The 13,239-nt window shown below is 59.7% G+C and carries 14 protein-coding genes; 4 read left to right on the top strand and 10 right to left on the bottom strand.

The annotated features are described in order from the left end of the window. Nucleotides 1–127: 127 nt before the first annotated feature. From AC1RO5_RS06680 to zur, 7 genes are all read right to left on the bottom strand, one after another. Nucleotides 128–901, bottom strand: coding sequence for a MetQ/NlpA family ABC transporter substrate-binding protein (locus AC1RO5_RS06680; RefSeq protein ID WP_493173752.1), 774 nt, complete (start codon nucleotides 899–901; stop codon nucleotides 128–130). Between the two features lie 80 nt (nucleotides 902–981). Continuing rightward, the gene (locus tag AC1RO5_RS06675; RefSeq protein ID WP_007940717.1) at nucleotides 982–1,656 is read right to left on the bottom strand and encodes a methionine ABC transporter permease; all 675 of its coding nucleotides are present in this window, start codon (nucleotides 1,654–1,656) and stop codon (nucleotides 982–984) included. Then, complete coding sequence (locus AC1RO5_RS06670; protein ID WP_007940716.1) at nucleotides 1,656–2,663, bottom strand: methionine ABC transporter ATP-binding protein; 1,008 nt, start codon at nucleotides 2,661–2,663, stop codon at nucleotides 1,656–1,658. Before AC1RO5_RS06670 ends, AC1RO5_RS06675 begins: the two co-directional genes overlap by 1 nt. A 247-nt stretch (nucleotides 2,664–2,910) precedes the next feature. After that, nucleotides 2,911–3,627, bottom strand: a complete 717-nt coding sequence (locus AC1RO5_RS06665; RefSeq protein WP_493173749.1) for a PA5502 family lipoprotein — start codon at nucleotides 3,625–3,627, stop codon at nucleotides 2,911–2,913. Between the two features lie 37 nt (nucleotides 3,628–3,664). Continuing rightward, the gene (gene znuB / locus AC1RO5_RS06660) at nucleotides 3,665–4,453 is read right to left on the bottom strand and encodes a zinc ABC transporter permease subunit ZnuB (RefSeq protein ID WP_493173747.1); all 789 of its coding nucleotides are present in this window, start codon (nucleotides 4,451–4,453) and stop codon (nucleotides 3,665–3,667) included. Beyond that, nucleotides 4,446–5,231, bottom strand: coding sequence for a zinc ABC transporter ATP-binding protein ZnuC (gene znuC / locus AC1RO5_RS06655; RefSeq protein WP_493173745.1), 786 nt, complete (start codon nucleotides 5,229–5,231; stop codon nucleotides 4,446–4,448). Before znuC ends, znuB begins: the two co-directional genes overlap by 8 nt. Further along, the gene (gene zur / locus AC1RO5_RS06650) at nucleotides 5,231–5,713 is read right to left on the bottom strand and encodes a zinc uptake transcriptional repressor Zur (protein ID WP_493173743.1); all 483 of its coding nucleotides are present in this window, start codon (nucleotides 5,711–5,713) and stop codon (nucleotides 5,231–5,233) included. The genes znuC and zur overlap by 1 nt, the downstream gene beginning before the upstream one ends. Nucleotides 5,714–5,779: 66 nt before the next feature. Between zur and AC1RO5_RS06645 the strand changes: the two genes are divergently transcribed. After that, nucleotides 5,780–6,700: a zinc ABC transporter substrate-binding protein gene (locus tag AC1RO5_RS06645; RefSeq protein ID WP_493173741.1), complete on the top strand. Its 921-nt coding sequence runs from the start codon at nucleotides 5,780–5,782 to the stop codon at nucleotides 6,698–6,700. A 145-nt stretch (nucleotides 6,701–6,845) separates the two neighbouring features. Here the strand turns inward: AC1RO5_RS06645 and AC1RO5_RS06640 are convergent, their stop codons facing one another. Then, nucleotides 6,846–7,796 carry a homoserine kinase gene (locus AC1RO5_RS06640; protein ID WP_493173739.1) on the bottom strand — a complete coding sequence of 317 codons (951 nt, stop codon included), beginning with the start codon at nucleotides 7,794–7,796 and terminating at the stop codon, nucleotides 6,846–6,848. Nucleotides 7,797–7,856: 60 nt separating this feature from the next. Next, complete coding sequence (locus AC1RO5_RS06635) at nucleotides 7,857–8,147, bottom strand: DUF2782 domain-containing protein (protein ID WP_493173737.1); 291 nt, start codon at nucleotides 8,145–8,147, stop codon at nucleotides 7,857–7,859. A gap of 74 nt (nucleotides 8,148–8,221) precedes the next feature. On the opposite strand from AC1RO5_RS06635, the gene polA reads away from it, so the two are divergent. Continuing rightward, entirely contained in the window at nucleotides 8,222–10,990 is a 2,769-nt protein-coding gene (gene polA / locus AC1RO5_RS06630) for a DNA polymerase I (protein ID WP_493173735.1), read from the top strand. Between the two features lie 298 nt (nucleotides 10,991–11,288). Here the strand turns inward: polA and yihA are convergent, their stop codons facing one another. Next, on the bottom strand, nucleotides 11,289–11,930 hold the full coding sequence (gene yihA / locus AC1RO5_RS06625) for a ribosome biogenesis GTP-binding protein YihA/YsxC (protein ID WP_030127882.1): 642 nt from the start codon (nucleotides 11,928–11,930) through the stop codon (nucleotides 11,289–11,291). Between the two features lie 191 nt (nucleotides 11,931–12,121). Here yihA and AC1RO5_RS06620 point away from each other — a divergent pair, with 191 nt between their 5' ends. Together AC1RO5_RS06620 and AC1RO5_RS06615 are read left to right on the top strand one after the other, a co-directional pair. Continuing rightward, a complete protein-coding gene (locus tag AC1RO5_RS06620; RefSeq protein WP_003196231.1) occupies nucleotides 12,122–12,412 on the top strand; it encodes a c-type cytochrome in 291 nt (96 codons plus the stop codon). Nucleotides 12,413–12,458: 46 nt separating this feature from the next. Next, nucleotides 12,459–13,070, top strand: coding sequence for a c-type cytochrome (locus AC1RO5_RS06615; protein ID WP_493173733.1), 612 nt, complete (start codon nucleotides 12,459–12,461; stop codon nucleotides 13,068–13,070). Nucleotides 13,071–13,239 lie beyond the last annotated feature (169 nt).

Here is a 13,239-nt window from a genome sequence, read left to right as displayed (position 1 = left end):
CCCCCATCTCGACTCCTGTCTCGTGGGCTCGGAGATGTGTATAAGAGCCCCGGCTCCTACAGGACGGGACACACAGACAAAAAAAGGGGCGCATTGAATGCGCCCCTTTTTCGTTTACGTCAGCCGATCAGAACGCTGGCAATACCGCGCCTTTGTACTTCTCGGTGATGAATTTTTTGACTTCCGGGCTGTGCAGGGCAGCAACCAGTTTCTGCATTGCCGCGCTGTCCTTGTCGTCCGGACGGGCAACGAGGATGTTCACGTACGGCGAGTCGCTGCCTTCAATGACCAGCGCGTCCTTGGACGGATCGAGCTTGGCTTCCAGCGCGTAGTTGGTGTTGATCAGCGCCAGGTCGACCTGAGTCAGCACGCGCGGGATGGTCGCGGCTTCCAGTTCACGGAATTTCAGGTCCTTGGTGTTCTCGGTGATGTCCTTCACGGTCGACAGGATATTGTTCGAATCCTTCAACTTGATCAGGCCAGCCTTCGCCAGCAGCAACAGCGCACGGCCGCCGTTGGTGGCGTCGTTCGGGATCACCACGTTGGCGCCGCCTGGCAGCTCTTCCAGTTTCTTGTACTTGCTGGAGTAAGCGCCCAGCGGCTCCAGGTGCACACCGGCAACGCTGACGAGGTTAGTGCCCTTGGCCTTGTTGAATTCATCCAGGTACGGTTGGTGCTGGAAGAAGTTGGCGTCCAGACGCTTCTCGGCCACCTGCACGTTCGGCTGGACGTAGTCGGTGAAGACTTTGACTTTCAGGTCCACGCCTTCTTTGGCCAGGGCTGGTTTAACGAACTCGAGGATTTCCGCGTGCGGCACCGGGGTGGCCGCAACGGTCAGGGTGTCGGCAGCGTGGGCGGAAAAGGCTGCAACGGCAGCGAACGCGACGAGTAGTTTTTTCATTCAGCTAACTCCTTGTGAGGCGCCAGTCTTCGGCGCCTGCCAGCGAATGGCCGGCTCATGTCTTAAGTGACGAAAACTGTTTATTTGCGGGAGAAATGAACCACCAGCTTGTCGCCGACGGTTTGCAGCACTTGAACCAGCACCAGCAGCAACACCACGGTGACCACCATCACGTCGGTCTGGAAACGCTGGTAACCGAAACGGATCGCCAGGTCGCCCAGGCCGCCAGCGCCGACCACACCGGCCATCGCTGTGTAGGACACCAGTGTAATCGCTGTCACCGTAATCGCCGCGAAGATGCCCGGACGGGCCTCCGGCAGCAAGGCGTTGGTGATGATCTGACGCGTCGTCGCGCCCATGGACTGGGTCGCCTCGATGATGCCGCGATCCACTTCACGCAGGGCGGTTTCCACCAGTCGCGCGAAGAACGGCGTGGCGCCCACCACCAGCGGTGGAATCGCACCGGCGACACCCAGGGAAGTGCCGGTAATCAACACAGTGAACGGAATCATCACGATCAGCAGAATGATGAACGGCAGCGAACGCAGAATGTTCACCACCAGCGACAGCATCGCATAGACGCCTTTGGCTTCCAGCAACTGGCGCGGGCTGCACAAGAACAACAGCACGCCCAACGGCAACCCCAGCAGCACGGTGAACAACAGCGACCCGCCAAGCATCAGCAGGGTGTCGCCGGCGGCCAGCCAGATTTCGTACCAGTCGATATTGGAAAAGAAACTCATCAGGACTTCCATCAGCGCAGCACCTCCATGTGGACATCAGCTGCGGTGAAGTGGGCAAACGCCGCTTCCATGTCGCCACCGGTAACAGCCAGGGTCAATTGGCCGTAGGGAACCTCTTTGATGCGATCGATACGACCGGCCAGGATGCTGTAGTCCACACCCGTTTCCCGGGCGACGGTACCCAGCAACGGTGCGTAGGTCGCTTCGCCCTGGAAGGTCAGACGCACGATGCGGCCCGGCACATGAGCGAAGTCGTCCCGCTGTTCGTTCTCGTCGATCTGCTCGTCTTCCTGCACGAAGCGCTTGGTGGTCGGGTGCTTGGGGTGCAGGAACACTTCGGCCACCGAACCTTGCTCGACGATCACACCGGCATCCATCACCGCCACCTGATCGCAGACCCGACGGATCACGTCCATCTCGTGGGTAATCAGGACGATGGTCAGTTTCAGCTCGCGGTTGATCTCGGCCAGCAATTGCAAAACCGACGCCGTGGTCTGTGGGTCGAGAGCACTGGTGGCTTCATCGCACAACAGGATTTTCGGCTTGGTTGCCAGGGCGCGGGCGATGCCGACACGCTGCTTCTGACCACCAGACAGTTGCGCCGGGTACTTTTTCGCATGGTCGGCCAGGCCAACCCGTGCCAGCAACTGCGCCACACGCTGGTCGATTTCGCTGCGCGACAGCTCACCGGCGAGGGTCAGCGGCAGCGCGACGTTATCGGCCACGGTCTTGGACGCCAGCAAGTTGAAGTGCTGGAAAATCATCCCGACCTGCTGACGGAAACGCCGCAGGCCGTTGGCATCCAGCGCCGTGACTTCTTCGCCATCGACGATGATCTTGCCACCACTGGAGTTTTCCAGGCGGTTGATCAGGCGCAGCAGGGTACTTTTTCCCGCACCGGAATGGCCGATCAGGCCAAAGACCTGACCGTTCTCAATCGTCAGACTGGTCGGATGCAGGGCGGGAATATCCTTACCGGCGACGCGGTAAGTTTTGTGGACGTTTTGAAACTCGATCACGTAGCGAACCTTGTGGGGCGCGTTAGAAAAGGATCAGCGGTTAGCCGGGCGGGCATTTTAGCCTGTCCGCATAGAGGTTCTTAGCATTTATTTCGCCTTCAACCAGCGATTTGGCAATAAGACGATCAAAGGTCGGAACCTGGGACCAAGGCAATTCCGGCCTGATGCATTTAGAAACGCAAAAGATCGCAGCCTACGGCAGCTCCTACACGTTCCGTAGGCGCTACCGTAGGCTGCGATCTTTTCTTTATGGCTTGCGAGGGCTCAAAACCATCTGCGCCGGAATATTGCGCAGAATCTGCTTCTCAAGCTTCAGATCAAACCCCGAATCCAGCTTCTTCACCCGTTTGGTCAACAGCGTGGCCAACCATGGGTAATCCTGGGTACGCGGAGCCTGAATACTCACGTCACACTGATAATTCACCACATCGGCGGCGATAGCGTCGAGTTGACGACGAAGTTTGCTCATGTCGGTGAGGTTCAATGCCACCGTGGTGCTTTCAGCCGTCGGGTCGATCACTTTGGCCTGCGGTTTGGCTTCGGCAGCCTTGAGGGCCGCTTCGGCTTTATCCAGTTCAGCCTTGCGTGCATGAACAATCGCATTGTTAACGCCACCGGTCAGCGCCGGGGCCTTGGGCATCAAAACCCGGGCACGGCTGAGTGCAGTGGCCGCGGCGTTCACATCACCTTTTTGCAACACGATCTGGCTGCGCAGCAAATAGGCTTCGGCCAATTGCCGCTGGTATTGCTCGAGGGATTGATCGTTGGGCGACTCGGCCTGCAAGGCCGCCAATTGATCCTCGGCGGTAGCCAGCTCGCTGCTGGCCAGGCTTTGTTCCAGTTGTGCAATAGCCGTGGCCCGCGCATCGGGGGCCTCGGTGGCCGCCGGTGGCGTGCTTTGGCAAGCACCCAGTAGCAGCGAAAATGCGACAAGGAGCAGATAACGGGAGGCGAACGGCTTCATTCCTGCGACTCTCTATTTGCGCAAAAAACGAGCAAGTCTACACCCCTCGGCGGGGCAGGACAAAACTCAGCAGAAACAGCGCGGCGGCCGCCACCACTATCGACGGGCCGGCCGGGGTGTCCTTGAACCAGGACAACGCCAGCCCGCCACACACCGCGAGCATGCCCAGCAGGCTCGCGCCCAGTGCCATCTGCTCCGGCGAGCGGGCGTGACGCTGTGCCGCAGCCGCCGGAATAATCAGTAACGAAGTAATCAGCAACACACCGACGATTTTCATCGCCACCGCGATCACCACGGCGATCAGCAACATCAGGACCAAACGCAACGCCGCTACCGGCAAACCTTCAACCCTGGCCAGTTCTTCGTGCACGGTGATCGCCAGCAAGGGACGCCACAGTGTGACAAGCAATGCCAGCACCGCCGCGCTACCGCCGAGGATCCAGGCCAGATCGGTCGGGCTGATCGCCAACAGGTCGCCGAACAGATAGGCCATCAGGTCGATCCGCACTTCATGCATGAAGCTTAGTACCACCAGGCCCAGGGAGAGCGTGCTCGGTGCGAGAATTCCCAACAGCGTGTCGGAGGCCAATGGCTGCCGTTGTTGCAGCGTCACCAGCAATACCGCCAGCAACAGGCAGCCTACGGTGACGGCCACGGTCGGGCTGACATCCAGCAGAAAGCCCAGCGCCACGCCAAGCAGTGCGGCGTGGGACAGGGTGTCGCCGAAATAAGCCATGCGCCGCCAGACCACGAACGAACCCAGCGGGCCCGCGACCAGCGCCAGGGCCAGACCTGCAAGCAGGGCGAAGAGCAGAAAATCAGCCATGCTTGCAGCTATCTCCATGAACGTGGGTATGGGCCGACGGGGCCGCGATGACCACCGAGCCATGCAGGTCGTGAGCGTGGTCGTGATGGTGGTGATAAATCGCCAGGCTTTGTGCGTTCTTTCCGAACAGTTCGACGAACGCGGGATCGCCGCTGACCTGCTCGGGATGCCCGGAGCAGCAGACGTGGCGATTCAGGCACACCACCTGGTCGGTGGTGCTCATCACCAGATGCAAATCGTGAGAGACCATCAATACGCCGCAACCATGACGGTCACGCAGACGTGTGATCAGGCTGTAGAGCTCGGCTTGACCGGCCACGTCGACGCCTTGCACCGGCTCATCGAGCACCAGCAATTCCGGCTCGCGCAACAATGCCCGCGCCAGCAGCACCCGCTGCATTTCGCCACCGGAAACACTTTGCACCGGGCTGTCGATTACCTGCTCGGCGCCGACTTCCTTGAGGGCGGCCAAGGCCCGAGCGCGATCCACGCCTGGGACCAGACGCAAGAAACGCAGCACCGACAGCGGCAGGGTTGGATCGACATGGAGTTTTTGCGGCATGTAACCGACGCGCAATTTCGGCTTGCGCCAAACGCTGCCGCTGTCCGGCTTCAACAGACCGAGCACCGCGCGCACCAGCGTGGTTTTGCCGGCGCCATTGGGGCCGATCAGGGTAACGATCTGCCCCGGCTCGACGCTCAGTTCGATGTTATCCAGCACGTTTTGCCCGGCAAAGGTGACGGCCACCTGCTCAAGACGGATCAGCGCATTGCTCATTAAGCCCCCTGGCAACCCGAGCAGAGACCGATGACTTCAACGGTCTGGGCCTCGACGATAAATCCGACGTCCTTGGCGCTGCCAATGATCGCGTCGCTGATGGACTTCTGTTCGAGCTCGATGGCGGCGTGGCATTGGCGGCAGATCAGGAACTGGCCTTGGTGAGCATGTTCCGGGTGATTGCAGCCGACGAAGGCGTTCAGCGAGGAGATGCGGTGCACCAAGCCGTTTTCCAGTAGGAAATCCAGCGCGCGGTACACGGTCGGCGGCGCTGCTCGGCGGCCGTCCTGCTCGCTGAGCACTGCCAGAATGTCGTAGGCACCCAACGGTTTGTGGCTTTGCCAGACCAGTTCCAGCACCCGCCGGCGCAAAGCGGTCAGGCGCAGCCCCTGACGTGCGCACAAGGCATCGGCCTCAGACAATGCGCTATGGACGCAATGGGAGTGGTCGTGGGGACGGCTGGCAATCGGTGTTTTAGGCATGAGCGGCGACGAGTGTTGTAAGAGACGTTATTATGTTACCCGTTCTCGCCTCTTCGAGTGGTCATCGTGTCCCGACTTTTTTCTATCTTTGTCGCATTTGTCGCAAGTTTTCTGCTGATCGGTTCAGCCCAGGCCGAAGTCAAAGTCCTTACCAGCATAAAGCCGCTGCAGCTGATTGCCGCTGCGGTGCAAGAGGGTGTGGCGATTCCGGAAGTGTTGCTGCCGCCCGGGGCTTCACCGCATAACTATGCCTTGCGCCCATCCGACGTACGGAAGGTGCAGTCGGTGGACCTGGTTTACTGGATCGGTCCGGACATGGAGGGTTTTCTGCCTCGCGTACTGAAAGGTCGTACGCTGCCCAGCGTCGCGGTGCAGGATTTGCCTGGCCTGAAGCTGCGACGTTTCGCTGAAGACAGCCACTCCCACGCCGAAGAAGCCGATGAGCATGACCACGATCATCGCCCCGGCAGCCTGGATGCGCACTTGTGGTTGTCACCGATCAATGCCCGAGTGATCGCCGCCAAAATGGCTGCCGATCTGAGCGCCGCCGATCCGGCCAACGCTGCGCGCTATCAGAGCAACCTCAAGGCGTTCGATGAGCGTCTGGATGCCCTGGACCTGCGCCTGAAGGCTCGTCTGGCGGGTATCGCTGGCAAGCCATATTTCGTGTTCCACGAAGCCTTCGACTACTTCGAAGACGCCTACGGCCTCAAACACACCGGCGTATTCAGTGTCGCAGCCGAAGTCCAGCCCGGTGCCCAGCACGTTGCGGCGATGCGCACGCGGTTGCAGGAAGTCGGCAAAACCTGCGTGTTCAGCGAACCGCCGCTGCGCCCGCGCCTGGCAGAAACCCTGGTGACCGGGCTGCCGGTGAAACTGGCGGAGCTGGATGCGCTGGGCGGGTACACGCCAGCGACCGCCCAGGGGTATGAGCAGGTGCTGGAAAAGTTGGGGAATGATTTGGCCGGGTGCCTGGAGTCGCTGTAAACGCCCCATAGACCCTGTGGCGAGGGGGCTTGCCCCCGTCGGGCTGCAAAGCAGCCCCAAACAGGCCTGCACAATGAACTGCAGGGGAGCGCTTCGCACTGGAGCGCCAGCCCGGTCCAACGGGGGCAAGCCCCCTCGCCACGTTTTAAAGGGCGAAAGGCAGCGGCGTGTCGACCTTCTGCCGCTGCGCCAGCCGCAGCTGAAACTCCATCGGATCGTGAATCAACACGTCCTGCCCGGCGAAAGACTCCGCCGCAATCAACCGCGACAACCAGAACCGCACGCACGCCACGCGCAGCATGGTCGGCCACAGCTCCGCTTCGGCAGCGGTGAACGGTCGCAGCGCGGCATAAGCGCCCAGCAACGCCCGCGCCCGCACACCATCGATCTGCCCTTGCTCGTCCGAACACCAATCGTTCAAGGCAATTGCCACGTCATAGAGCATCGGCCCTGAACAGGCGTTGTAGAAGTCGATCAACCCGGTCAGGTGCGTGCCTTCGAACATCGCGTTGTCGCGGAACAGATCCGCATGGATGTTGGCCCGCGGCAGCGCCAGAATTTTCGTCTTTTGCCGGGTGATTTCGTCCAGGGCCCGTTGCAGCAAATCGCTTTGCCCGGCGTTCAGGTGCGAGAGAAACTGCGTGCCCTCTTCCAGCATCCAGTCCAGGCCGCGATCGGTTTTGCGCTTGATCATGTTGGCCTGGGTCGCCAGGTGCAGATGAGCCAGCAGCTCGCCGACCTGAGCGCAATGCTGGGCGTTGGCGTCCTTGATGTGCTTGCCCGCCAGGCGTGGCTGCAACAGCGCAGGTTTACCGGCCAGCTCGCGCAACGCAACGCCGTCGGTGGTGCGCAGGGCATAAGGCACCGGCAGGTTGGCGTCGTGCAGCACGTCGAGCAGTTCGATGAAGAACGGCATCTCCTGCACCGGACCGCGCTCGACCAGGGTCAGAACAAACTCGCCCTGCTCCAGGCTGATAAAGAAATTGGTGTTTTCGCTACCGGCGGCGATCCCCTGGAAATCAAGCAGGCGGCCGAGCCCGTAAGGGGCGAGAAAGGTTTCCAGCTCGGGCCGAGCCAGGGGGGTGAACACAGACATGGTTAAAAACTGCTCAGTTCGGGCGCCGCGATTGAGGCGGCGCCGATTAAAGTTAAGAAACTACTTCCACTCAAAAATTTTCCACGAAGGAATCAGCATATCCGGCTGATCTGAGCGGATGAAGTTTGCATCTGTCCCGTCCGCGCGCACCAGAAAATACGGCGGTGCACCCTTCGGCGTAACCTTGATCGCGTACAGGAAACCATTCTGGCGATATTCCTGAATGGTCTTGTCGCCTTCCGTGCGGATAGTGACTTGCGGTTCCGCCGATGGCGAATCATCCGCCGCCATCACTGCCAATGGAGTGATTGCAAAGAAGCCAGCCAGCAACAAGCGATTTAGTGTGCGCATGATAACCTTGTCCCTTTGTCGTCAACGGTCCCGCTATTCTAGCGCCGGACCCGCCGAAAAGGTTGATCCTGCTCATGAGCCAAGCCCCCCTCGTCCTGGTGGACGGTTCTTCTTACCTGTACCGCGCTTTTCATGCGCTGCCACCGCTGACCACGTCCAAAGGCCTGCCGACCGGTGCGGTCAAAGGCGTATTGAACATGCTCAAGAGTCTGCGCAAGCAGTACCCGGACAGCCCGTTCGCCGTGGTGTTCGACGCCAAGGGCGGGACGTTCCGCGACGAGATGTTCGCCGAATACAAGGCCAACCGTCCGAGCATGCCTGACGATATGCGGGTCCAGATCGAGCCGCTGCACGCCAGCGTCAAGGCCTTGGGCTTTCCATTGCTGTGCGTGGACAACGTCGAAGCGGACGATGTGATTGGCACCCTGGCCCGTAGCAGCGCGGCCGCCGACCGCCCGGTGGTGATTTCCACCGGCGACAAGGATATGGCGCAACTGGTCGACGGGCACATTACCTTGGTCAATACGATGACCGGTAGCGCGCTGGACGTGGAGGGCGTGAAGGAGAAATTCGGCGTCGCTCCCGAGCAGATCATCGATTATCTGGCGTTGATGGGCGATTCGTCCGACAACATCCCGGGCGTTCCGGGTATCGGTCCGAAGACCGCTTCCGGCCTGCTGGTTGGCGTGAATGGCGGCCTGACCGAGCTCTATGCGCAGCTCGATATCGTCCCGACCCTGCCGATTCGCGGCGCCAAGACCCTGCCGGCCAAGCTCGAAGAGCATAAGGAAATGGCCTTTCTTTCTTATCGATTGGCAACCATCAAGATCGATGTGCCGCTAGACATCGGCCTCGACGACCTGCAAATGGGCCCACCGGATCACGACAAGCTTGCCGAGCTCTATTCCCTGCTGGAATTCAAAAGCTGGTTCGAAGAGAACCAGCGCGACGCCAAGCGCTCGGGTCAGGACATCGTCGAGGTCGCCCAGGAGCAGCCGGGTGCCGCCGAAGCGAAATACGAAACCATCCTCGATCAAAAGCGCTTCGAGGCCTGGCTGGACAAGCTCGACAAGGCGCCACTGATCGCCTTCGTCACCGAAAACAACGGCAGCGATGCCCAACACGCGCAACTGGTGGGCCTGTCGTTCTCTGTCGCGGCCAACGAAGCAGCCTACATTCCGCTGACCCATTCCTACATGGGCGTGCCGGAGCAACTGGACCGCGACACCGTGCTGCTGGCGTTGAAACCGCTGCTGGAAAATCCGAATAAACTGAAAGTCGGCCAGCACGCCAAGTTCGACACCAATATCCTCGCCAATTGCGCCATCGGTGGCGATCAGAGCAACGGAATTACTGTTCAGGGTGTTGCCTACGACACCATGCTCGAGTCTTACGTACTGGATTCGACGGCCACCCGCCACGACATGGACAGCCTGGCGCTCAAATACCTGGGCCAAAGCAAGACCGACATTCAGGAGATCGCGGGCAAAGGCGTCAAACAGCTGACCTTCGACCAGATTTCCCTTGAGCTGGCAGGCCCCTATGCCGCCGAAGACGCCGATGTCACCTTCCGCCTGCATCTGGCCTTGCAGGAAAGACTGGCCGCGACGCCAAGCCTGGTCAAAGTGCTCAACGAGATTGAAATGCCGCTGATGCCGGTCCTGGCCCGTATCGAGCGCCAGGGCGCGCTCGTGGACGCCAACCTGCTGGGCATCCAGAGCGTCGAGCTGGGCGAAAAACTGGTCGCCTTGGAGCGTGAGGCCTTTGCCATTGCCGGTGAAGAGTTCAACCTCGGCTCGCCGAAGCAACTGGGCGTGATCCTCTACGAAAAACTCGGTTTGCCCGTACTCAGCAAAACCGCCAAGGGTCAGGCTTCGACTGCAGAAGCCGTGTTGGCCGAGTTGGCCGAGCAGGACTACCCACTGCCCAAGGTGCTGATGCAATACCGCTCGATGAGCAAGCTCAAAAGCACCTACACCGACCGTTTGCCAGAGCAGATCAACGCTCGCACCGGGCGCATTCATACGTCTTACCAGCAAGCCGTCGCAGCCACCGGGCGTTTGTCGTCCATCGACCCCAACCTGCAGAACATTCCGATTCGCACCGCCGAAGGTCGCCGGATTCGTCAGGCGTTCGTCGCGCCCAAAGGCTACAAGCTGCTGGCCGCGGACTACTCGCAAATCGAACTGCGGATCATGGCGCACCTGGCCAAGGACGAAGGCTTGCTGCACGCCTTCCGCAACAACCTCGATGTGCACCGGGCCACGGCCGCAGAAGTGTTTGGCGTTGAGTTGGGCGCGGTCACCAACGATCAGCGTCGTAGCGCGAAAGCCATCAACTTCGGCCTGATCTACGGCATGAGCGCGTTTGGCCTGGCCAAGCAGATCGGCGTTGACCGCAAACAGTCCCAGGCCTACATCGACCGTTATTTCGCTCGTTATCCCGGCGTGCTGCAATACATGGAGCGCACGCGCGCCCAAGCCGCCGAGCAAGGCTTCGTCGAAACCATCTTTGGTCGTCGCCTGTACTTGCCGGAAATCAACGCGAAAAATCAGGCCCTGCGCAAAGCTGCCGAGCGCACGGCGATTAACGCCCCGATGCAAGGCACCGCGGCAGACATCATCAAGAAAGCCATGGTGGCAGTGGACAACTGGCTGGCATCGTCAGGCCTGGACGCCAAAGTCATCCTGCAGGTACACGATGAATTGGTGCTCGAGGTGCGCGAGGACCTGGTCGACCAGGTACGCGAGGAGATTCGCGTGCACATGAGCAACGCCGCACAACTGGACGTACCGCTTCTGGTCGAGGTGGGCGTAGGCAACAACTGGGATGAGGCGCACTGAGCCGCCTGAAAAGACGTATGTACTGCGGCCTGGCGCCGCAGCACATGACGAAGGGCTATAGAGCGAAAAACGACAGTGATTATTTCCAAAGGATTTTGAAAATAGTCTGAACTAAATCCGCGAACCGCCACTCAGAGATACTGAATGGCTGGTGAAGCCCTTCGATGCTCCTATGTTGTGTTAAGTGTTGGCAGATATCTGGACCCCGCCCTAGCGGTCCGGAACTTGAACCCCGGAACTTCTCCCTCCCCATACGAAGTCCGGGGTTTTTTTTGCCTGCCAATTTGGCTCGAGAGCCTTACTCGGCAGCCTCGGCGCCCTTGTCCGCCAACTCCATCCAGCCCGCCAGTACGGTGTAAGCGTCTTCCAGGCCCATGCGTTTGGGGGCCGAAAACAGCTGGATAGTGATCGTATCGCCCCATCCCTTGCGGATTTCCGACTGAACCTTGAGCAGCGTGTTTTTCGCCGCGCCGTAGGTCAGCTTGTCGGCCTTGGTCAGCAGGATATGCATCGGCATGCCGCTGGCGACGGCCCAATCGAGCATCAACAGGTCGAAGTCGGTCATTGGATGACGGATGTCCATCATCAGAATCAAACCTTTCAAACTCTCGCGACCACCCAGATAAGCTTCCAGGTGACGCTGCCAGTGCATCTTCAACGGGATCGGTACTTTCGCATAACCGTACCCCGGCAGGTCGACCAGACGGCGTTCATCGTCTAGCTTGAAGAAGTTCAACAGCTGTGTGCGACCCGGTGTTTTCGAGGTCCGCGCCAGGCTGGCGTGAGTCAGAGTATTCAACGCGCTGGACTTGCCGGCGTTGGAACGCCCGGCGAAGGCCACTTCAAAGCCTTCGTCGTCGGGACATTGGTCGACTTTGGCGGCGCTGAGCATAAAGGTGGACTGTTGGCACAGGCCGAGGATGGGATTCTTGAGTTGCATGGGATTTCCGATGTGGGCGGCGCCGGGAATGGACGCGGCAAGCAGTGTCGTTTCCGTTTCAGTGACGCCAGTATATAATGCCGCAGATTTTGTGTGCGCTTTGTCCCAGCGTAGGATGAAGTTCACGAGAGCGATTGACCTTGATTGCGCACTAGAACGCAGCACGCTCTCAACCCTGAAAAGGTCGTTTTATGACGAAATGGCTGCTAGCTGCCGGTGTCTTGATGCCGCTTTACAGCGCTCAGGCTACACAGGATCCGGAAGCTGTGTACAACCGTGTTTGTGGTGCCTGTCATTCCGGCCAACTACCCATGGCGCCCCGCAAGGGCGATCAGGAAGCTTGGACGCCGAGGTTGGCGAAAGGTATGGAGACGCTGGTGCAACACGTGACCCAGGGTTTCAAGGCGATGCCGCCGCGTGGTTTGTGCATGGACTGCAGTGCCGAGGATTACCGAGCCATCATCCAGTGGATGAGCGAGTAAACCCGGTCCATAACTCTTTAACCCTTAGCCGTAGTTGGATTAGCTGATGAACAAATTGATCGTGAGTCTGCTGTTGACCGTGGGGATCTCCGGTATTGCCCATGCTGCAGGTGATGCGACTGCTGGTCAGGCGAAAGCCGCAGTATGTGGCGCCTGTCATGGCCCGGATGGCAATAGCATGGCGCCTAACTTTCCGAAACTGGCAGGCCAGGGCGAGCGTTATCTGAACAAGCAGCTGCACGACATCAAGTCCAGCAAACGCACGGTACTGGAAATGACCGGCCTGCTGACCAACCTGAGCGATCAGGACCTGGCTGATATCTCTGCCTACTTTGCCAGCCAGAAAGGCAGCGTCGGTGCCGCCGACCCGAAAGTCGTGGCTCGCGGTGAAGCACTGTTCCGTGGTGGCGACCTGGCCAAAGGGCTGCCAGCCTGCACCGGTTGCCACTCGCCTAATGGAGCAGGCAACGCAGCCGCCGGCTTCCCGCACCTTGGCGGCCAGCACGCTCAGTACGTCGGCAAGCAACTGACCGAATTCAGAAAAGAAGAAGGTGGCCGGACCAACGACGGCGACACCAAACCGATGCAAAGCATCGCTAAAAAGCTGAGCGACGAAGATATCGCCGCCGTCTCCAGCTATATTCAAGGCTTGCACTAAGGCCTGTGATCGAGCGTTGTGAGTGATGTACATCTCTTGCAACGTTAACACTCGATTAATCCGTCGATGCAAACATAAAAAGGGTAGCTTTGGCTGCCCTTTTTTGTGGCCGCTGCCGTTACACTACAGAACTCAAGCCCGCCGGAATCTGTCTGAAGACAGGTCGCGA

The sequence above is a fragment of the Pseudomonas sp. GW822-FHT02G04 genome (genome assembly GCF_058802085.1).
This window is presented reverse-complemented; position numbering and strand designations above follow the sequence as displayed.